General features: G+C 71.4%; 20 protein-coding genes. All 20 read right to left on the bottom strand.

From position 1 onward, the window contains the following. Nucleotides 1-13 precede the first annotated feature (13 nt). Nucleotides 14-1,228: an HD domain-containing phosphohydrolase gene (locus tag DFW101_RS15110; protein WP_009182393.1), complete on the bottom strand. Its 1,215-nt coding sequence runs from the start codon at nt 1,226-1,228 to the stop codon at nt 14-16. Nucleotides 1,229-1,268: 40 nt separating this feature from the next. Further along, nucleotides 1,269-2,927, bottom strand: a complete 1,659-nt coding sequence (locus DFW101_RS15105; RefSeq protein WP_009182392.1) for a PAS domain-containing protein — start codon at nt 2,925-2,927, stop codon at nt 1,269-1,271. Continuing rightward, the gene (locus DFW101_RS15100; protein WP_009182391.1) at nt 2,924-3,754 is read right to left on the bottom strand and encodes a cyclic di-GMP-binding domain-containing protein, MshE-related; all 831 of its coding nucleotides are present in this window, start codon (nt 3,752-3,754) and stop codon (nt 2,924-2,926) included. Before DFW101_RS15100 ends, DFW101_RS15105 begins: the two co-directional genes overlap by 4 nt. A 36-nt stretch (nt 3,755-3,790) precedes the next feature. Further along, nucleotides 3,791-4,606, bottom strand: a complete 816-nt coding sequence (locus DFW101_RS15095) for a tetratricopeptide repeat protein (RefSeq protein ID WP_009182390.1) — start codon at nt 4,604-4,606, stop codon at nt 3,791-3,793. Nucleotides 4,607-4,714: 108 nt separating this feature from the next. Then, nucleotides 4,715-5,914, bottom strand: a complete 1,200-nt coding sequence (locus tag DFW101_RS15090; RefSeq protein ID WP_009182389.1) for an HD domain-containing phosphohydrolase — start codon at nt 5,912-5,914, stop codon at nt 4,715-4,717. Nucleotides 5,915-6,059: 145 nt separating this feature from the next. After that, nucleotides 6,060-7,529, bottom strand: a complete 1,470-nt coding sequence (locus DFW101_RS15085; protein ID WP_009182388.1) for a phage major tropism determinant — start codon at nt 7,527-7,529, stop codon at nt 6,060-6,062. A gap of 10 nt (nt 7,530-7,539) precedes the next feature. Beyond that, nucleotides 7,540-7,839: a hypothetical protein gene (locus DFW101_RS15080; RefSeq protein WP_009182387.1), complete on the bottom strand. Its 300-nt coding sequence runs from the start codon at nt 7,837-7,839 to the stop codon at nt 7,540-7,542. A 7-nt stretch (nt 7,840-7,846) separates the two neighbouring features. After that, nucleotides 7,847-8,188: a hypothetical protein gene (locus tag DFW101_RS15075; protein ID WP_009182386.1), complete on the bottom strand. Its 342-nt coding sequence runs from the start codon at nt 8,186-8,188 to the stop codon at nt 7,847-7,849. 6 nt (nt 8,189-8,194) lie between these two features. Beyond that, complete coding sequence (locus DFW101_RS15070; RefSeq protein WP_009182385.1) at nt 8,195-8,614, bottom strand: hypothetical protein; 420 nt, start codon at nt 8,612-8,614, stop codon at nt 8,195-8,197. A 60-nt stretch (nt 8,615-8,674) separates the two neighbouring features. Then, complete coding sequence (locus tag DFW101_RS15065) at nt 8,675-10,594, bottom strand: hypothetical protein (protein ID WP_009182384.1); 1,920 nt, start codon at nt 10,592-10,594, stop codon at nt 8,675-8,677. Then, the gene (locus DFW101_RS15060) at nt 10,591-12,009 is read right to left on the bottom strand and encodes a hypothetical protein (protein ID WP_009182383.1); all 1,419 of its coding nucleotides are present in this window, start codon (nt 12,007-12,009) and stop codon (nt 10,591-10,593) included. The genes DFW101_RS15065 and DFW101_RS15060 overlap by 4 nt, the downstream gene beginning before the upstream one ends. Continuing rightward, nucleotides 12,006-12,473 carry a hypothetical protein gene (locus tag DFW101_RS15055; protein ID WP_009182382.1) on the bottom strand — a complete coding sequence of 156 codons (468 nt, stop codon included), beginning with the start codon at nt 12,471-12,473 and terminating at the stop codon, nt 12,006-12,008. The genes DFW101_RS15060 and DFW101_RS15055 overlap by 4 nt, the downstream gene beginning before the upstream one ends. Next, nucleotides 12,470-14,191 carry a transglutaminase domain-containing protein gene (locus tag DFW101_RS15050; RefSeq protein WP_009182381.1) on the bottom strand — a complete coding sequence of 574 codons (1,722 nt, stop codon included), beginning with the start codon at nt 14,189-14,191 and terminating at the stop codon, nt 12,470-12,472. The genes DFW101_RS15055 and DFW101_RS15050 overlap by 4 nt, the downstream gene beginning before the upstream one ends. Further along, a complete protein-coding gene (locus DFW101_RS15045; RefSeq protein ID WP_009182380.1) occupies nt 14,178-14,384 on the bottom strand; it encodes a hypothetical protein in 207 nt (68 codons plus the stop codon). Before DFW101_RS15045 ends, DFW101_RS15050 begins: the two co-directional genes overlap by 14 nt. Before the next feature lie 63 nt (nt 14,385-14,447). Then, nucleotides 14,448-15,113, bottom strand: a complete 666-nt coding sequence (locus DFW101_RS15040) for a discoidin/SUN/FTP domain-containing protein (protein WP_009182379.1) — start codon at nt 15,111-15,113, stop codon at nt 14,448-14,450. 9 nt (nt 15,114-15,122) lie between these two features. Continuing rightward, nucleotides 15,123-15,683: a hypothetical protein gene (locus DFW101_RS15035; RefSeq protein ID WP_009182378.1), complete on the bottom strand. Its 561-nt coding sequence runs from the start codon at nt 15,681-15,683 to the stop codon at nt 15,123-15,125. A gap of 121 nt (nt 15,684-15,804) precedes the next feature. Further along, on the bottom strand, nt 15,805-16,263 hold the full coding sequence (locus DFW101_RS15030; protein WP_009182377.1) for a hypothetical protein: 459 nt from the start codon (nt 16,261-16,263) through the stop codon (nt 15,805-15,807). 37 nt (nt 16,264-16,300) lie between these two features. Beyond that, nucleotides 16,301-17,212: a hypothetical protein gene (locus DFW101_RS15025; RefSeq protein ID WP_009182376.1), complete on the bottom strand. Its 912-nt coding sequence runs from the start codon at nt 17,210-17,212 to the stop codon at nt 16,301-16,303. Next, nucleotides 17,209-17,940, bottom strand: coding sequence for a phage adaptor protein (locus DFW101_RS15020; RefSeq protein WP_009182375.1), 732 nt, complete (start codon nt 17,938-17,940; stop codon nt 17,209-17,211). Before DFW101_RS15020 ends, DFW101_RS15025 begins: the two co-directional genes overlap by 4 nt. Before the next feature lie 74 nt (nt 17,941-18,014). Continuing rightward, the gene (locus DFW101_RS15015; protein ID WP_009182374.1) at nt 18,015-18,734 is read right to left on the bottom strand and encodes a hypothetical protein; all 720 of its coding nucleotides are present in this window, start codon (nt 18,732-18,734) and stop codon (nt 18,015-18,017) included. Nucleotide 18,735: the final 1 nt, after the last annotated feature.

Genomic DNA, 18,735 nt, shown 5'->3' with positions numbered 1-18,735 from the left:
GGCGCCTTCTCTCCTACCGGCCGGTCGGGCAGCTGCGGACCCGGCGCAAGAGCGCCAGCAGTTCCGGATCGGCCATGCCCGACTGGGCTTCCTCCGACGTCGGGGTCAGCACCCGGACCGGCGTCTTGCGGCCGATGCCGAGCCCCTGCAGACGCTCGATCAGGCCCGGGTCCACCACCTGTCCGGCCACGGCCGCCTTTTCGCCCGTGCCGAGGCAGATATCTTCCTCCAGGACCATGCCCGCGGTCAACGCCGAAACCGAGGCCTCGCCCCGGCAGTAGCCTTCGCGGGAACCGGCCAGGAGGCCGAGGACCTCGAGGGCCCTGGGATCGTAGAGGCCTTGGCGGCCGGCCATGACGGCGAGCGCCTCGTCGCGGCCGGTGCCGGAAGTCAGCAGCCGGTCGAAGTCGAAGGCCGCCTTGAGGAGCCTGGCCCCGAGCGGAATCTCCGGCCCGGCCGGGCCGCCGGAGCCGTCCCCGGCATAGGGCGTCTCCTGGTGGCGGATGATGTCGGCCACTTCGCCGAGCTTGGGGATGTTGACGAGGAGGTCCGCCCCGATGGCCGGGTGGCGGGCGAACAGGCGCTCCCGGTCCCCGTCGAGCGTCCCCTCGGCCCGAAGGGACGCGAACATGGCTTCCGGCATGACCATGGCCCCGAGCTGGGAAAGCATGACCGCAAGCTCGATGCGCCAGACGTCCGGCGCGTCGCAGTAGCGGGCCATGTCGGCCACCAGCCGCTTGACCCGGGTGGCCCGGCCGAGGGCCTCGGCATTGAGCAGGGCCAGGAGGTCGGTCAGGACCTTGATGATGCCGCGCAAGGCCCCTTTGAGAAATTCCTTTTCCGCCGAGGCCTGGAGATACTGGGCCACCGAGGCGGCCAGGGCCTCGTCGAGATCTTCCTCGGCGCAGGGTTTGGCCAGAAACCGGAAGACCTGGTCGGTGTTCACCGCGTCCATGGCCGTCTTGAGGTCCGCGTGCCCGGTCAGCATGACGCGCACCGTGTCCGGGCAGGTCTTGCGCAACCGGCCCAGGAACTCCATGCCGTCCATGGCCGGCATGCGCAGGTCCGAGACGATGACGGCGTAGGGCCCCCGCTCGATCACGGCCTCCAGGGCCCGGATCGGCCCCAGGGCCGTATCCACGACATACTTGCGGCGCAGCCTGCGCCGCAGCGCGGCCAGGATCTCCGGGTCGTCGTCCACGAAAAGGATCTTCTGTTTCGCGCCCATAGATGCCAAGTCCCCGCCGCCCCAGCCGGCAAAATGATCCTCATGGCGAGCCGTCTGCGGCCCTTTCGAGGGGAAACCGGATGAAAAACGTGGTCCCTTCTCCCGGGCGGGTGGCAAAGTCGATGCTCCCGCCGTGGCGGACCATGATGGCCTGACAGATGGCCAGCCCCTGGCCCGTGCCCTTGCCCACCGCCTTGGTGGTGAAAAAGGGATCGAAAACGCGCCCCTGGACCGCCGGATCGATGCCCGGGCCGTTGTCCGCCACCGCGGCCACCACCCCCTGGCCGGTCCGGCTCGTGGTGACCACGATCCGGCCCCGGGTCCACGGCTCGCGGCTGACGCGTTCCTCCACCGCCTGGGCGGCATTGAGGACCACGTTCAAAAATACCTGGGAAACCTCATGCGGCAGACCATACACCAAAGGAAGCTCGGGCGCGAGGTCAAATTGCACGTCCGCCACATGCTTCCAGGTGTTTCGCGTGATGGTGACGATGTCGCGCATGGCCGCGTTGCAGTCGAAAAAGATCGAATCCCCGGTCCCGGGATGCGACATCTGGCGCATGGCCGAAACGATCTCCGTCACCTGGCCGATGCCCTTGCGGCTGTTGGCGATGGCGGCCGGGATCTCGTCCCGGAGGTAGGCGACCTCGACCTGTGCCTCCACCCGCCGGACCGCCCGGACCGCCTCGGCCAGGGTCCCGTCCGCCCCGCCGGCCGCCTCGGCCGCCTCGGCCAGCCGGCCGTAGGCGGCCAGCAGGTCCAGGATGTCGGTGAAGGCCTCGTCCAGGAAGCCGGCGTTGTAGCCCACGTACTGGATGGGGGTGTTGATCTCGTGGGCGATGCCGGCGGCCAGGCCGCCGATGGCCTGCATGCGCCGGGCATGGACGGCCTTGAGTTCCCGGGCCTTTATCTCGGAGAGGTCCTGGCCGAGGAGCAGAACGCCCGGGACGGTCCCGGTCGGGCCGGGCACCGGATTGGCTGTCAGGCCAAGCAGACGCTCGCCGTGGCCCGGGACCTGGCAGCGGACCTCGTCCACGCGCACGGGCAGAAGCGTGCGCCGGCTCTCGGCCACGGCCTCGCGCACGGCCTCCCCGTCGAAGGCGAGCCCCACGTCGAAAAAATCCCGGCCGATCACGGCCCCGGCGGTCAGGCCGAGAATGGCCTCGGCCCGGGCGTTGAACCGCCGGATGCGGTCCTTGTCGTCGAGGGTGACCAGGATGGAGCGGATGGAGCCCAGAAGCATCTCGATGTCCCGGGTGGCCACCGCCATGTCCCGTTCGGCCTCAAAGCGCCGGGTCACGTCACGCGCGATCTCGGCCACGCCAAACACCCGGCCGTCGGGCCCGCGCAGGGGATGGCACACGGTTTCCACCTGGCGGGGCTCTCCCTTGGGCCCCACGGTTTCGGCCACCAGGGACACGGTCCGGCCGGAGGCCAGCGCCGCCTCGGCCGGACAGTTGCCGCAGATCTCCTCGCCCGCGCTCCCGGTTTCCGGGCACGGCCCGGCGGCGTCGAAATCCTTGCCCGCGTACAGCCGGCGCATGGCCCCGTTGGCGGCCACCACCCTTCGGTCGGCCCCGAGGAAACACAGGCCCTCGTCCGTGGACTCGAAAAGCGCCTGGAAAAAGGGCAGGCGCGCGTCGGGCCCGCCCGGGACAGGCGCGGCCCGGTCCCGGGAGCGGGACCGGGACCGGCTCATGGGGCGGCCTCCTCGAGCCAGACCACGCACCCGGCCTCGCCCGAGGAGGCCTGGCAGCGCAGGAAAAGCGACTCCTCCGGAGGCGGCGCGAACGCCTCCCCCGGCACGATCCGGCCACCGGTCAAGAACAGGGAGGCGTCCCGGAGCATGTCCCCGAAATACCGGAGCACGGCCGGGAAAAAGACCCCGGCCAGCCCTTTTCCGGACCCCTCCCCGGTTTCGCCGGCCACCCGGGCGGCCAGGGTCGCCGACAGGCCGACGGACGCGGCCAGGCGGCGGCCGTCCGGCAACACGCCCTTGAGGACACCGGTTTCGGGGTAGCGGTCCGGCTCAAAGGGCACGCCGATGGAGGCGATGGCCAGGTCTTCGCCGGCCAGCCTCGAAAGGACCCGGCCGAGGGCGTCGAAGAGGGTTTCGGCCACCCGATTTTCCGTGAAAAATTCCTGGAGGTAGCGCAGGCTCACCCGCGCCGTGTCGCGCATGGCGACATGGCGGCCCAGGAGTCCCTGGTACTGTTCGCGGTCGATATGCCCGCAAAGGAGCAGGGCCTCGCCGAGATAGGTGTGCTGGACCTTCTGGAAAAAGAGGAGCTCGTCCAGGGTCCGCCGGGTCAGCCGGCGATCGCCGACGGCAATGTCGCCGAAAAGCCTGGAGTCTTCCTGCTGCCTGTCCCGGATGGCCAGGACCTGGGCGGGCGAGAGGACCCCCCGGTCCACGGCCACCTCCCCGATGCGGCGGTTGTGTTCCCGCTGGAAACGCAGGGCCCCCGCGAGTTGTTCCTCGGTGATGGCCCCCTGCTCCACAAGAAATCGACCCAGAAAGCTCATGCCGGTCCTTTTCGGGCGGCCCGGCGGGCCGCCGGTTCAGGCGTCAAAACCCTTGCGCACGGAGAGGTCCGGGAAACGCCCCTCCTGCTCCGCCTTCTTCTCGATGGCCCGCGAAAGCCCTCCCGCCTCTTCGAAGCCGGGGTTGATGGCCAGGGCCATGTCCAGGAACTTCCTGGCCAGCCGGAGTTTGCCCTTTTCGTAATAGGTCCGGGAAATGTTGTAGAGCAGGTGGTCGTCCTGTCGGGTCAGGCGGTAGGCCTTGAAATAGTAGCGCAGGGCCTGGGCGTACATCTTGTGCTTGCGCATCTTGATGCCGAATTCGTTGAAAAGGTGCTTGTGCTCCTCGCCGAAGGCGGCTTCCAGGGTGATGATGCGCCGGCAGACCAGATTGGCGTTGTCGAGTTCGCCCCGGTCCAGGTAGGTGAGCCCGAGGCCGAAGGTGGCCCGGATGTGCTCCTCGTCCACGCGCAGGGCGTTTTTGTATTCGAACTCGGCGGACATGAGTTCGGCTTGGGAGCGGTGTTGGTCGGCCGCGTCCACGGTCTCGCGGACCTGGCGCATCATGGGCACGACCTTGTTCATGTAGAGGTCGGGCTCGGGAAGGTACTCCGACAGGAGCTGGTCCTTGCCGAGCGTCCTGGCCTTGCCGGTGGGGATGAAATGCTTGTTGAGGCTTCTGACCTTGAAAGACCCGTCGGCCTGCTCTTCGGCAAAGACGAAGATGTTCTGCTTCACCTTGCGCTTGGTGGCGCCGAAACCGATGACGGACTGGGTCTGGGTGGAAAAGACCCCCCGAAACGGCTCGCCCGGTTTGCCGAGGAGTTCCTTTGGGATGGCGGGGGATGCTTCCATGCGGGCGCCTGGTTGGTGGTTGCCGGTCGCGGTGCTGCCGTCCCGGCCAGGGAGCGCGGCCTGGGAGAACCCTTGGGAATCCTCCGCTTTCCTTTGGCCTAAATCCGCCTATCCATCAAGGATTTTGGCAAAGGCCAGCTTTTCCGCCGGCGGCACGAGCACCCGCCAGCGGGCCTTTTTCCCCGTTTGCCCGGCCTGCCCGGCCAGCCGGCGGATGGAGACCGTATTGAGTTCGAGCCCGCGGCTGAGCGCCAGTTCGCCTTTCAGGTCAAGGACGTCCTGGTCGAGCAGCATGCCCGGGGCCAGTTCCTCGACCGGCACCAGGCGCGGCTCGAACCCGTCGGGCAGGGTGGCCAGGGACTGGAGGGCCCCGAACACGTCCGGATCGTACCAGCCCTCCCGGTCGCCCATGCGGTCCAGGGCCTCGGCCACGGGATTGGCCGACTGCCGCTTGTAGCGGTAGAGGGCCTCCAGGGTGTCGAAATCGAGAGCCACCTTGAGGATGCGCGCGCCCAGGGGAATCCGCTCGCCGCTCGTCCCGTCCGGCGGCAGGCCGCCGCCGTCGTAGCGCTTCTCCTGGTAGGCGATGATCTCGGCCACTTCCCGCAGGCGCGGGATGTTGGAGACCAGATCGGCCGCGATCCGGGGATGCATGGCGAATTCGTAGGCCTTGTCCCCGGGCAGGGGCTCGCCCCGGTAGGCCCGGCGCAGGCTCTCGGCCGGCATGGCGGCGCAGCCGATCTGGGACAGCATGGCGGCCAGCTCCAGCCGCCAGGCGTCCTCGACCCCGAGGTAGGCGCCGAGGTCCACGGCCAGGCGCTTGACCCGGGAGGATTTGCCGAAGGCCTCGGGATTGACCATCTCGAGCAGGTTGGTCAGGAGCTTTATGGTGCCGCGCACCGTGCCGCGCAAGAGCTCCTTTTCGGCGGCCAGCAGCTGGTACTGGCGGAGGGCGGCGGCCAGCGCCTCCTCCAGGTCCGCCTCGGGACAGGGCTTGGTCAGGAAACTGAAGACCTTGCTCTTGTTGACCGCGGCCATGGCCACGCCGATGTCGGCGAACCCGGTCAGGATGATGCGCACGGCCTCGGGCCGGATCTCGCGCACCCGGCCGAGAAATTCCACGCCGTCCATGCCCGGCATGCGCAGGTCCGAAACGACCACGGCCACGGGCAGGCCGGCCCGCAGCATGTCGAGCCCGACCTCGGGCCCGGCCGCCACCTCCACCGCGTACCGTTTGCGGAAAGCGCGGGCATAGGCGGCCAGGATCTCCTGGTCGTCGTCCACGAACATGATGCGCGGCTTGTCCATGCCTCCCCCGGGCCGTGGCCCGCCTCCCGGGAGAGGCGGCCCGACGGCCCGGCAATAGGCCATTTCCGGCTGTTGCTCAAGACGGCCCCTGGGGCCGCCGGCCATGGGCCGGACGCCTGACCCGGGACTGCGCGGCAAAAGCCGCCTATATCCCGCCGGTCAGGTTGTCCGAGACGCCGCGTGTCGTCGTGTTGGCACCCAACGACAGCGGGGCGTTCACCCAGTTGGCACTGCGCGAACCGGCTTGCGCCGGAGTACTGAAGGACCACACGCCGCCCATGACGATGCGGTTGGGCTCCTGGCTGCGATACCCTGCGACCCCGCTGTCGTTGGCGTCGCAGGCGTTGACGTACCCCACCGCGGCGACGCCGCCGCCGGCCTCGGCCCCCCACTGCCACAACACGCCGCAGCAGTCTTCGCAACCGAGGTCCGAGACCATGCGGCGGCCGTTGGTATCCGCGTGGCCGCCGGTGGTGGCCGGCTTGACCGTGCCGCCGAGGGTGGTGCCCTGGTTGCTGCCGAGCGAAAAGGCCATGAACTCCGTCTGGGTCATGGGGCGCTCGCCCTGGGCCCCGAGCCACTGGGCGAACTTGAACCAATGGAAGGCCGGGGTGGTGTCGCCCAAGGCGATGGTCCCGCCGTAAGCGGAAACCAGCCTGCCGCCGCTGACCGACGGCAGGTAGATCATGCCCCACCTGCCGCCGGCCACGGGGCTGTACACCCGCCCGGCCTGGTCGCCGGCGCTGCGGTGTTTGAGGTCCCAGAGGCTGGCCGGCAGGATGTCCCCGGTGGCGAAACCGGACAGGGCATGGCCGTCGATGGTCCCAACCGACAGGCACAGGCAGTGAACCCCCATGATCTTGCGCGAGGTGGCGGCGTCGTAGCCGGCGGGGAAGGTGGCGTTGGCGGAAAAAAGCAGCTTGCACGTTCCGTCGGCCCTGGCGCAGGCGTAGACGTAAAAATCCTTGCCGGCCCGGTTGGCCGGATCGGTGTAGTCCGGAGACACGGCGTCCCAATTGGCCGCGGCGTTCAGGTCCATGGCCGGCAGGCCCGTCAGGGCATAGCCCGAGTCATTGACGTTGACCGTGATCCGGCCGGGCAGGGCCAGGGACCGGCGGCCGGCCGCGTCGGCGCCGGCCAGACCGGCCAGGGACGACCGGGCGTAGTGGGCCGGGAGCGAGGCCACCAGCCGCAGGACCGCCGTGGCATCGACCGAGGATGGGAGCTGCCCGGCCGGCACGAGCCCGTCCGGGCCCAGGGTGGCCACGCCGCCTGGTTGGCCCCTTTCGTCCCGCCGGACCTGGGCGTCGTCTGTGACCCTGCCGAGACCGACGGCGGCGGGCGTGTGCCCGTGGTCCGGCAGGCTCCCGGGCGTGTCGTTGCCGTGCACGAAGGCCGTCAGGTTTGGCGTGAGCCCCTCGCCGGCGAGGGTGATGGTGGTCACCGGGTCGGCGTAGGCGACGGCCGCAACCACGCCGTACCGGAGGCCGTCCGGACCGCAATCGGCCCGAATCCTGACCCCCGGGGCGCACTGGCTGCGCAGGTCCTTTTGCCCGGCCGCGTCATAGGTGGCCGAAAACGTCGCGGCATCGACGTAGGTGGCGGAAATGGCCATGGTCGCTCCTTTAAGAAAATTTCGGTTTGACGACGAGGATCGCGGTCCGTCCACGCCCGGTCCAGCCGCCAAGCGTCAGGGAGGCCTGGAGCCGGTAGGTGCCGGCCTCGGCCAGGTCGCCGGCCCGGGTCAGGCAGCGCAGGCAGGTGACGCCTCCGCCGCCGGCCGCGGCCGTTTCCGCCGGCCAGGCCACCACCGCCCCGGAAGGCGTCCTCACCGCCACGGCCGCCCCCACGGCCCCGCTCACGTCGCAGCCGCAGTCGAGGACGATTTCGAGTCCCACGTCGCCTTGATAGACGGTCCCTGCCATATCCACCTCACGGTTTTTCTGGTTCCACGGCCGCGGCGAGCCGCACGGTGGTCGTCCCGGGCGAGGCCGACCGGATGGCCGTTGCCACGGGAGAGGCCAGCCTCGCCTGCCTGGCCACGGGCGAGGCCAGGCGCAGGGGCTTGCGGCCGGGCTGGTCGATTCCGCACGGGTTGACGACAAAAATACCGGCCAGGGTCCGCACCAGGACCGAGGCGGCGGCCGCCGCCCGGACCGGTCCGGCCCAAAGGGCTCCCCCGGCCCGGCCGAGCGGGGCCCGGGCCGTCCTCGGCTGCCAGGCCGCGTCGTAATCGACCCAGGCCACATTCCGATCCGCCCATGGTCCGCTCATGGCCTGCTACTCCAGGCCGAGGATGCCGGCGGCATCGAAGACGGCGGTGAAGATACCGCCGGTCACCCCCCTGTCCGCGCCGAAATCCAGGAGGCAGACCAGCGGATCAGCCAGGCTGCCGGCCGTCTTGGCCGCGTACACAACCGCATACCGGGCCGTGACCGTGGCCTCGGTCCAGACCGGATCGGCCGCGTCCAGGGCGCAGGCCGTGCCAGAGACCGTCCAGGTGACGCCGGAAAGGGCCTGGCCGCCGGGCGTGTAGCCGTCGCCCGAGGCCTCGTGGCCGGCCACGTCGGCAAAAACGGCATGGGCCGCGTCCGGCAGGTAGGTGCTTTTGAGGAGCGCGCACTTGAGGGGGTCGGCGCTCAGGTTGAAAAAGCCGTTGCCCAGGGACCGCTTGAAGGCCGGGTACAGCAGGTTGGCCATGTTCCCTCCCGGGGTTGGATGGTTCGGGCGAAAGGGTCGGGGGATCGGCCGCCGGGCCGGCTAGACCTTGTAGTTGTAGTTGTGGTTGTAGCTTTCCCGGAAGCCGTTCGACTTGGAGGTGGTTTCGCTGACCGAACGCTGGACCGATTCGGTGGTCGAGGTGTTGGTGCGCTGGCCGAGGGACTCGCTGTAGCCGATCTGGGCCGAAGCGTTGACCGACCCCAGGGCGCTGGCCGCCATCTGGGCCGAGACTTGCGCCCCGGAGCGGATCTTCTCGGACTCCAGGCGCAGTTCGCCAAGGGAGTTTTGCAGGAGCATGTCCGCCTCCTTGATCGAGACCTCGGCGGACTTGAGGTAGGCGTCGATCCGGGCGGCGTGGTCCTTGCTTTTGAGGTCCGCCTCGGCCTGCCGGGCCGCGAGCCCGGCCTCGTAGCCGCGAAGGGCCAGCTCCTTGTCCTTTTGCAGGACTTCGGCCTGGGCCTGGGCCTGGCGCAATTCGGCCTCGAACCGGGCCACGTCGGCCTTTTGGGCCTCGATCCTGACCCGGTTTTCCTCCGTGGCCAGGGCCAGCCTGGTCTCGGCCTCGGCCTTGGCCGCGCCCACCCGCTCGCCAAAGGCCCGGACCTGCTCGGCGTAGACCCGGGCCTTGGCCTCCTGGCCGGCCACGGAGGCGGCATGGGCGTTGTAGCGGGCGGTGTTGGCGTTGACCGAGGCCACATAGGCCTGGACCTGGGCCTCGTAGGCGCCCAGACGGTCGCGGTTAAGCGCCGACTTGGCGGCCGCGCCCTCCATCCGGGCCTTGTAGAGCCCGACCAGGGCCGTCACCCCGGAAAGCTCGGCCAGATAGAGGTCGGCCGCCCGCTTCTGGGCCTCGCCGGAGAGCCGGGTCCCTTCGAGCCGGACCTTGTAGGCCTCGAGGTCGGACAGGGCGGCCCGGATGCGGGCCTCGTACACGGCCGCGTCGGCCTGGTAGCGGGCCAGCTGGGCGTTGTGCACGGCCACTTCGGCGTTGAGCGCCTCGTAGCCGTACTGGGCCAACGCCTTGGCCCCGTCAAAGGCCCGGGTGGCGGCCTGGTTGAACAGTTCGATGTTCTGGGCTTCGAGGGCCAGGGCCTGGTCCACCGCGGCCCGCCCGTTTTGCCCGGCCAGCTCGGCCTGTTTGGCCAGGATGTCCAGGTTGGCCGCAGCCAAGGCGTCGGCATGGTCGGCGTAGGCCTGGCGCAGGAGATCGGCCAGGGGGCCGGACAGGGCAAAGGCCCCCCGGGCGGCGAAGCCGTCGGAGAGCTCTTTGAGGCGCGCGGCCAGCGCCGCCTCGGCCCGACGGCCGGCCCGGTCCCAGAGGTCACGCTCCAACTCCGGGCCGAAGCCGGCCCCCCCCCGGGCCAGTTCCGTGGCCAGCCGGTCGGCCAGGGCGGCCCGAAGCGGCGAATCGTAGGCCGCCTCCCGGGGCAGGACGAAGAGGTTCCCCGGAACGAGCAGCTCGGGCATGGGCGGCCGCTCGCCCTCGAAGGTCGGGGTGATGGGGCCGGGCAATTCCGGGATGGCAATGGCCTCGAAGACCGGCGGCTCGGGCAGGGTCAGGGCCGGATCGGCCGGAAGCTCCACGTCCGGCAGGTTCGGCACCTGGCCCGGGGCGTCGGGCCAGGCCGGGTCCGGGTCGCCCGGGAGGACGATGTCCGGCGGAGCCACGTCGAACCGGGGCAGGTCGAGGCCGTCGAGGGCCAGGGCCGTCAGGTCCGGGACCCGTGGCCCGGCCACCGGGGCCAGGGTCACGGCGGCAAGGGCCGGCGCGCCCGGCACGGCCGCGTATTCCGGCTGGTCGGGCAGGCCCGGCAGGTCCACGGACGGATAGGTCAGCCGGGCCACGCCGCCCAGGCGCTCCAGGAAGGCGATGGCCGAGGTCCAGGCGTCGCTGGCGTAGTTCTGGGCCGTGTCGAACTTGTTGCGGACGATGCCGGCCGCGCCGGTGGAATCGCTCATAAGGCCTCCTTTTCGATGATGATCGGCGTCAGTCCGGCGCCGGCCGCCCGGGCCACCTCGTGGTCGTCGGCCACGAACAGTCCGGCCAGGGCCTCGAGCTGGAGCAGGGAGGCCTGGCCGGGGGACAGGGCGTAGTCGAAGAAACGGGGCAAAGCCACGTCCATGGCCGGATTCATGCGATAGGCGCCGATGGCCTGGCCGGTGCGGCCGTTGCGAAGGGTCCAGGCGTTGACCCCGCTGGCCTGCCAGGTGCAAGCCGCGTCCATGGCGCAAAGGGGCTGGACGCCGGCGTAGGCGTCGGCTTCGGCCCGGTCCTCGCGGGCCAGGTACAAGGTGACCGCGCCGTCCGCCTCGTGGGTCAGGACCGCGTGGTGCCACACGCCGCACTCCAGGGGGTCGGACAGGGCCGGGACATAGCCGGTCTGGGTCTCGAAGTGGGACAGGCGCGCCCCGAGGAGCCGGTTGCCGTTGTAGACGAAGAGCCCGGCCGCCTGGAGCCCGACGACAAAGCCCGACGGGTGGGGATAGGCGTTTCCGACCGCGTCCCGGTAGGCCTCCCCGGCCAGGGGCGGCGCGCCCGGGCAGGCCGTGTCCGCCCGTTTGGCCCCGGCGAGAAGTTCGGTGTTGGCGGCGAAATCCTGGTTCCACGGGGCCCAGGGATAGGTGACGATCTCGACCCAGTCCGGGTGGAGGTGGGGCGAGCAGAAGCCGAGAAGCGGCGAAATGCTGCCCGGGCAGTCCCAGGTGAAGTCCCGGCCGTCGGCGCTTTGGAGGAAATAAGCCCGAAACGGGTTCAGCACGCCTCTCGCGTCGTAGGTGTCGTCATAGGCGAGCGGCTCCCGCAGCCGGACCAGGCAGCTGACGGAAAAGGGAGCCGCGTCCGGAATGTGGTCGCGGCCAAAGAGCAGGCCCGAGGCCGCGCCGCCCGGCAGGACGAAGACGCCAAGCTCCCGGCCGATGCCGGCGGCGGGCAGGCCCGGCGGTTCGGGCAGCCCGGCCCGGGAGGCCGTGACCACGGCGACGTCGGCCCCAAGACCGACGGTCCAGCCGGCGAGCGGCCCGTCCTCGACGGCGTTGCCGAGGCTGGACAGGCCCTCGTACCGGGCCAGGCAGCCGGGGATGGCGTAAAAATACCCTTCCGGATCGGGAAGGGCCGGCAAGGCGGTCCGGCCGGACGGACGCCGCTCCCCCGCTCCCGGGGCCCGGATCGTGACCGTCTCCAGCAGGCCGATCCGGCTGCACACGATGGCCTCCCCGCCGGGCAGACGCAGGTGGCGGCCGTAGACCGGCAGATCGAAGACGTTTTCCCGGCGCATGGCGTCAAGTTCCCGCAAAGCCGTCCCCCGCAGGCCGGCCAGGGCGTCGGCGTCGCCATCAAACCGCAGGCGCACGGTCGGCCGAAAATCCGCGTTCACGCCGGCCTCCGGTCCAGGGACACGAGGGCAAGGACGACGGCCCCGAGATCGAGGGCCCCGCCGTCGGTTCCGGCCAGGGCCACCCGCCAGGTGGTCCCAGAGCCGCGACCGAGCCGGGCCACGGCCCGGCCGGGCAGGCCGGGTTCTCCGGACGGGCCGGCCACGCCGTCAAGGGCCGCACCGGCCTCGCTTGCGGCCGCCACCGCCGCCTCGCCGCCAAGGGTCCCCTCCTGGGCCACGTGCGTGAGCCTCTTCGGCCCAGGCAGGCCGCCGTCCGTGGCCGGCAGGGCCAGCCGCCAGGGAATGGCCGCGCCGTCGTCGTCGTTCCCGCCCAAATGGTAGAGACGGGCTCCGTCCGAGACCACGGTCCGGCCGCCGTGGCGGCAGGCCGCGACCACGGCCGGCCCGGCCAGGCAGGTGAGGGCCCCGCTCTCCAGTTCCAGGGAAAAACCGATGCCGCTCATGTCCACTCCTCCCCGCTGGCGCGGGCAAACACGTATGCCCCGAGGCCTGCCCCGCCGGCCCGGCCCCGTCCCTCGGCGATACATCCGGCCATGGCCGCCTGTCCCGTCCCCTGCCCACCCAGGCCGTCGTGCCCCAGGCAGGACGGCACGGGCAAAACCATGCCGTCCGGCCCGACGACGCCCGTCAGGCCGGGCAGGCCGGTGGCGACCGCCCGGGGCCGGGGCAGGCGGCACACGCCGCCGCCAAGGAGGCCGCAAAGACCCGTGCTGGCCGCCCGCGCCCGGGACAGGGCCAGACGGCCGGCGACCAGGGCCGCGACCGTGGCCGCGCCCGAGCAGGCCGCCCGGGGCAGGGCCAGCCCGGCCCGCCCGTTGCCGCCGCCGGCGCCGGCCACCTCGGGCGTCGCCATCCCGGCCAGGCCAACGGCCCCGGCCAGGGCGAGCATGTCCGGAACCGGCACCGTCGCCGCGCCAACGACCGATCCGGCCGTGCCCGTGGCCCCGGCCCGGACCCACCGGCAGTCGCCGGCCGCCCCTGTCACGGCCCGGCAGACCAGCCAGCCGGGCGCAAGGGACACGCCACCCCGGGCCCCGAGCGAGCCTGCGGCCGCGACCGTGATCCGGGGCAGGACGACGCCCTCGGCCTCGGACCGGGCGAAAAAGACGGCCGCGTCCTCACGCACCGAGAAAAAGGCCCCGGTCGTCAGGGCGTAGTCGACCACGGCGAAAAAGGCCGACTCGCCAAGGACAGGCAGGCCGGACACCGGCCCCTGCGACGCGCCAAGTGTCCAGTCGAGGGCCGTCCACCGGCCGTCGCTCAGCCTTCGGTAGGCCACCCACGAGTGCCCCACCCGGTCGATCCCCACCCGGCCAAAGGCCGTGACCAGCCGGTCCGCCGGCAACCCGGCGGCCAGGAGCAGGCCGTGGAGCAGGATCGCCCCGTCCTCGCAGTCGCCGGAGCCCCGAAAGTAGGTGGCGAGCGCACAGGTCCAGACGTCCACCCCCGCCCCGCCGTCCTCGACGTAGGCGAGCGACGCGGCCACCCCGGCCAGCAGGGCCCCGGCCACGGCGTCGTCGTCCGCCACCCCGACCGCTCCGCCGGCCAGGGCCCGGGCCGCCAGTGCCATGTCCGGGTCGCCCTGGCAGAGAAGCCGGACCACCGCCTCCGAGCCGAGGCCGGCCGTGACCGGACTGGCTAGGCTGCAATCGAGCCCCTTGGCGGCCAGGACCGGCAGGCCGCACCAGGCCCCGCCCCGCCGGTCCAGGTCGGAGGTGGCCTGGCCGATCCAGGCCGGAAGGCTGGCCCCGCCCGTGGCTCCGGTCCCGGCCAGGGAAGCCATGGCCGGCCAGCCGATGCCGGCCCCGGCCCCGGCCCCGGCCAGGGCGAAAAGGGACGTGAGGGCCGCCTCGACCCGAAGCGGCAGCGAAGCCAGGCCAAGGGCGGCCAGGGCCGGCAGGTCGATCCCGCCCCAGGCCGGATGCCAGCCATAAGTCCCGGCCCCGGCCACCGGCAGCGGAAGCGGACAAACGCCTATGGGCCGCCAGGAGCCGGCGGCCGATACGGTCGGGAGCGGCAGGCGGATTCCGTCTCCGGCGGTGGTCACGCCGCAGGTGCCGGTGCCCGAGGCGCAAAGCCACAGCGGGGCCAGTCCCGAGCCGTGGACCACCTCCTCGGGCAGGGCCTCCATGGAAAAGAGGTAGTCTTCAAGGACGGGCATGGGGCCTCCCGGGAAGGGCGGCGTCCCCGTCCGGCACGAGGCGGACGCGCAGGCCGGCAAAGGGCCCCGGCGGCGCGACCCGGCCGGAAACGTCGGCCCCGGCCCCGACGCTTGCGGCCCGGAGGGCCTCGCGCACGGCCGGCGTCACCAGGGCGGGAACCGGTCCTGGGCCTTGTCCTGTCACGGCATCCATGGGCACCCCCTGCGAGGAAAAAGTGTTGTCAAACGGGTTGTGGCCGCGCGAACCGGAACGGCCCTAGAATCCACCGTAAAGGACGAGTTCCACGATGCTGTAGTTGCCGTGGATGTCCGGCTTGAAGGCCGAGACCACGAGCCTGTAGGCCAGGAAGTAGTGGCTGTCGGCAATGTCCATACGGTCGGAGAGAAAGACCCCGTCGGCCCACCACGAGGCGTTTTCCGTGGGAAAGGGGCTCTGGTGGGCCTCGCGCATGCCGGTAAAGTCCGTCATCGTGAGGAGCCGGGTCCAATTGGCCTCGTCGTTGGAACCTTCCAGGGCGAAACTGGTCGGGTGGCCGCAGGGGCCGGCCCCGTAGGGGCAGTTGACGGCGTTCGAGACATTGGTCGCAAACTGGAAGCCGGTCACCCGGGCCGGCTGGTCGAAGCGCACGCCCACGTATTCCGGGGTGGCGTTTCGCGGATCGGGACTCCAGCAGGCGTTTTCCATGTTCCCGTTGCCGATGGACCGGTTGCGCACGGCCGCCGGTTCCACCACCCCGCAGGTGGAGTAGAAGACCTCGCCCCGCGTGAGGATGAGCCCGTCCTCGTCCGCCGGCACATGGCCGAAGACGTCTTCCGGGCGGCGCACAAAAAGCAGATCCCGGTAGACGTCCGGGGCGGACAGGTCCGGCGCGACCGTGAGCAGGCCGCCCTCGGTCTGGTGGTAGAGCATGAAGCGTTGCATGGCGCCTTCCTAGATTTGGAGGTGGACCTGACCACCGAGCTGGAGGCTGCCGCGCACGACCAAGCCCTCGCCCGGCATGTCGCCGACGAACCAGACCACGCCGGTGCCCGGGTCCGCGTCCTGGACCACCACCGCCCCGGGCGATGCTACCGGGACGGCGGACAGGTCGGTTGCGGCCGGAATCCGGGTCTCCCAGATGTCGACCGTCTCGAAGGAGCGGCAGATGCCAAGGGCCTCGACCCGCAGGCCCTTGACAAGGGCCAGGGTGTAGCAGGCGTCCCCGGCCGCCGCCTGGTAGAACCGGCCGTAGCCGTAGTGGGCCACTTTGAGGTGGAAGACGTGGTCGTCGCCGGTGTCGGCATAGACGGTTTCCAGGGCCGGCAGGGGCTCGCCGGGAACGAGCGCTCCGGCCGGCACCCCGCTTTGCGGCGTCCGGGACAGGTCCACCCGGCTGCCGAAGGAAAAGGGCGTGCTCCGGGCCTCGGAAAACGCCCGGCCGCACACGACCCGGACGCGGGCCGGAAAGCCCTCGAACCGGCAGTGCATGGCGAGCGGATAGATATCGGACATGGCTTCCCTCCGGCTGCGTCCGGCGTGCTTGTTTCACCACCCCGGGGCCGGGGGGATGATTCCCCCCGGCGTGGTCCGGGGCGCAGCCCCGATAGGCCAGCTCTTTTTGGACACGATTCTCCTACGAGGCCGGCATGGTCACGGTGAAGCTGTCGATGGTGGTGGTGGCTCCGGCGGTGATAGCCGTGCTCGACATGTTGAGCTGGGCCCCGGAGGTCGAGACCGAGCCGTCGAAGCGGGCGTGGCTGGCGTCCGCACCGGTGGTCCGGTCGTTGGCGTAGAAACGGAACCAGCCGGCCGTGCCCGTGGCCGCCGCCGCGCCGGACCAGACTTCGGCCGTGGTCTTGGCGCAGGCCCCGGCGGCCGGGTCGGCGAAGTTCAGGCCATTGGTGGCCGTGCCCGGGGTGAAGGCGCCCGAGGAGACGGTCACCTCGATCAGGTGGGTGGCCCCCTCGGCATCGTCGGCGCTGGCCGGCTGCACGCCCGGATAGATGCGGATGACGCCGTTTTGCATGATGGTCTTCAGTCCCTGGGTGCCGAGCAGCTTGTTGCGAAGACCGGTGGAAAGACGCAGGGCCATGGGGCTCTCCTTGGCAAAAGGTTGCGGAAATCGTGCCTTATTCGCTGCAATAGAGGCGGTAGCGGCCATGGTCGGCCACGGCCACGGCGCAAGCGGCCGGGATGTTGGCCGCGGCCAGCCGGCTGACCCGGCCCGAAGCCAGTCCGCAGTAGAGGCCGTCGGGTGCGGCCCACAGGACCGCGTCGCCGCAGAGGTCCCGGCCGGCCACGGCCTCGCGCCGGCCGGCCGGCAGCAGGACCTCGCTCCCGGGCAGGGGCGGGGCCGGGCAGACCCGGGCGAAGGCCATGGTTTTGGGGTCCGTGCCGGCGGCAAAGACCACGCCGGCGTCGTCCCCGATGAAAAGGCCGCCCGTGACCGGGGCCAGGAGCCGCACCCGGCCGGTGGCCGGCGGCAGGAACCCGGCCAGGGAATCGACCCACTCCAAGAGCCCGGCCCCTTCGGTGAACCGGACGAGGCTGCCGCAGGCGAGGAAGATCCGGCCGGCAAAGGCGGCGAGCAGATGCCCGGCCGGCGGCGGCACGTACCGGCCGGACCGGTCCGGGCCGGGGTAGGCCCCCGCGCTCTTCCAGTCCGTGGCCACGCCGTCGCGGATGCGGCCGGTTTCGTGGCCGTTGGCGAAGTAGACCGTGCCGCCGACGGCCACAAAGGCCATCCGGGCCCCGGGCGTGAGCCCGTCCCGCAAGAGACGCGGCCCGCCCTGGTCCGGGATGTGCCAGAGGCCACCGTCCCGCACCCCGTAGAGATTCGGGCCGTCGGAAAAGAGGTCGGCAAATCCCGTGTCCGACAGGCGGATCATCCCCGGCCGGCGGACGATCCGGCCGGCCGCCACTTCGACGTTGACGGCCTCGGCCAGTTCATAGCGGCCGGAAGCCGGGTCGCAGACCAGGCCCGCCGGCGAGGCGGACGTGCCAAGGCCGAGACAGACGGTGAAGCGGCAGTCCGGACTCACGGCCAGTCCTCCCCGAAAGCGTAGGAACTCTCTCCGACAACGGGCAAGTCCACGGGCTCGTCCTGAAAAACGGACGGCCGGCACAGGGCCAGCAGTTCGGCCAGGGCCGCGTCGAAACGGACGCCGTAGGCCGTGGTCTGGATCTTTTTCCCGCCGGCCCCCTCCTCCAGACGCTCGAAGCATTCCCGGCAGGCGAAGCTGACAAGAAGCGGTCCGGCCAGATGCGGCGGCAAGCAGGCCGGCCGGTCCGACGGCGCGACGAGCGTGTCCGGCAACCGGTGGTAGGAAAGGACCACCTCGACCGCCGTCACGGGCACGGGCCGGACAAAGAGGCGTCCCGCCCCGGCCGCGGCCACCCGGATGCGGCCCCTGGCCCCGTAGCGCACGGACCGCCGCAGCGTCGCCAGGTCCGGCAGGACCCGGACCCGGCAACGCCCGGGGAGGAGGAAGGCATCGGTCGGGCCATGCTGCAGGTCCGCCGGCAGCGCGGCGTCCCCCTGCCCCGGTCCGAAGGGCAGCCGGGCCTCGGCCGCAAGCCACGGCAGGCGGACCCGGCCGGCCACGGCGAAAAGGCCGCGGGCCAGGGCCCGGGCGATCTCCTCCTCGGCCACAGCCGGATCGGCCAGGATGCCGGCCACTTCGGCCACAAGGCCGGCCAGGGTGTCCGGGCAGGCAACGCGCAGCCCTTCGGCCGCCGCCCGGGGCAGGGAAATGTGAGCCTCGGCCATGTCGTTCTCCCTTGTTCGTTGTGCCGCGAAGGGCCGGACCCGCGCCCGGGGCGCGGGTCCGGTCAGGCGACGGCCTAGTCGAGGGTCAGGAAGCAGGGCTGGTGGCGGCCGGCGGTGGCGGCAGCGGCAAAGGCCACGCCAGCCACGGGCTGGTCCACGTCCAGGGTGGTATTCATGGCGGCCAGGCTCCCGGCCGTGGCCCCGGGCACCAGCATGGCCCCGATGGGGGCCGCGCCCCCGGCCAGGCAGCAGGCCACGCCGCCGGTCTGGGCGAAGTAGTAGTGCCCGGCCGGCACGTCGCAGGGCGCGACCCCGGCCGGCAGGTTCTCCTCCGTGGCCGAGGCGGCGACCCCGGCCCAGGGCGAAGGCACGAGCGACACCTTGGAGTCGGCGGTAAGCGCGGCCCGCACGGGTTCGGCCAGGGTCAGGATGACCGTGCCGCCGCCCGGGCAGGCGGTGTTGGACAGGATGCGGTACTGCCGGCCCCGGCCGTCGGCCTCGGCCACCTGCAAGAACCCGTCTTCGTAGGCGTTTTCCACCACGGGCGCGGCGCCGACAGTGAGCGACAAGACCCGGTCGCCGACGGCGGCCGGACCGGCGGCCAGGTGCTGATGCTCGGCCACGGCGGCCGGGGCCAAGCCCAGCGTGCCGGCCGCAAGCGCCGTGCCGCCGGCCCTGGCGTAACGGAACTTGCGCCCGTCGGCGGTGATGCGCAGGGCCCCCACCGCCTCGCGCTTGGCCGGCGAGGTCTCGGCCACGTCCTGGGTGAAGCTCAATTTCATGGGCTGGGCCATC

It is taken from the genome of Solidesulfovibrio carbinoliphilus subsp. oakridgensis (assembly GCF_000177215.2).
Lineage (GTDB): Bacteria > Desulfobacterota > Desulfovibrionia > Desulfovibrionales > Desulfovibrionaceae > Solidesulfovibrio > Solidesulfovibrio carbinoliphilus.
Note: the sequence above shows the minus strand (reverse complement) of the source record. Positions and strands in the feature narration are given on the sequence as shown.

What these genes read in the sequence shown, in the direction of transcription:
- DFW101_RS15065 (WP_009182384.1), bottom strand. Translation starts at nt 10,594, where the DNA reads ATGAGCGATTCCACCGGCGCGGCCGGCATCGTCCGCAACAAGTTCGAC.
- DFW101_RS15080 (WP_009182387.1), bottom strand. Translation starts at nt 7,839, where the DNA reads ATGGCAGGGACCGTCTATCAAGGCGACGTGGGACTCGAAATCGTCCTC.
- DFW101_RS15020 (WP_009182375.1), bottom strand. Translation starts at nt 17,940, where the DNA reads ATGGCCGAGGCTCACATTTCCCTGCCCCGGGCGGCGGCCGAAGGGCTG.
- DFW101_RS15070 (WP_009182385.1), bottom strand. Translation starts at nt 8,614, where the DNA reads ATGGCCAACCTGCTGTACCCGGCCTTCAAGCGGTCCCTGGGCAACGGC.
- DFW101_RS15050 (WP_009182381.1), bottom strand. Translation starts at nt 14,191, where the DNA reads ATGCCCGTCCTTGAAGACTACCTCTTTTCCATGGAGGCCCTGCCCGAG.
- DFW101_RS15035 (WP_009182378.1), bottom strand. Translation starts at nt 15,683, where the DNA reads ATGTCCGATATCTATCCGCTCGCCATGCACTGCCGGTTCGAGGGCTTT.
- DFW101_RS15015 (WP_009182374.1), bottom strand. Translation starts at nt 18,734, where the DNA reads ATGGCCCAGCCCATGAAATTGAGCTTCACCCAGGACGTGGCCGAGACC.
- DFW101_RS15045 (WP_009182380.1), bottom strand. Translation starts at nt 14,384, where the DNA reads ATGGATGCCGTGACAGGACAAGGCCCAGGACCGGTTCCCGCCCTGGTG.
- DFW101_RS15105 (WP_009182392.1), bottom strand. Translation starts at nt 2,927, where the DNA reads ATGAGCCGGTCCCGGTCCCGCTCCCGGGACCGGGCCGCGCCTGTCCCG.
- DFW101_RS15090 (WP_009182389.1), bottom strand. Translation starts at nt 5,914, where the DNA reads ATGGACAAGCCGCGCATCATGTTCGTGGACGACGACCAGGAGATCCTG.
- DFW101_RS15085 (WP_009182388.1), bottom strand. Translation starts at nt 7,529, where the DNA reads ATGGCCATTTCCGCCACCTACGTCGATGCCGCGACGTTTTCGGCCACC.
- DFW101_RS15075 (WP_009182386.1), bottom strand. Translation starts at nt 8,188, where the DNA reads ATGAGCGGACCATGGGCGGATCGGAATGTGGCCTGGGTCGATTACGAC.
- DFW101_RS15055 (WP_009182382.1), bottom strand. Translation starts at nt 12,473, where the DNA reads ATGAGCGGCATCGGTTTTTCCCTGGAACTGGAGAGCGGGGCCCTCACC.
- DFW101_RS15110 (WP_009182393.1), bottom strand. Translation starts at nt 1,228, where the DNA reads ATGGGCGCGAAACAGAAGATCCTTTTCGTGGACGACGACCCGGAGATC.
- DFW101_RS15100 (WP_009182391.1), bottom strand. Translation starts at nt 3,754, where the DNA reads ATGAGCTTTCTGGGTCGATTTCTTGTGGAGCAGGGGGCCATCACCGAG.
- DFW101_RS15030 (WP_009182377.1), bottom strand. Translation starts at nt 16,263, where the DNA reads ATGGCCCTGCGTCTTTCCACCGGTCTTCGCAACAAGCTGCTCGGCACC.
- DFW101_RS15040 (WP_009182379.1), bottom strand. Translation starts at nt 15,113, where the DNA reads ATGCAACGCTTCATGCTCTACCACCAGACCGAGGGCGGCCTGCTCACG.
- DFW101_RS15095 (WP_009182390.1), bottom strand. Translation starts at nt 4,606, where the DNA reads ATGGAAGCATCCCCCGCCATCCCAAAGGAACTCCTCGGCAAACCGGGC.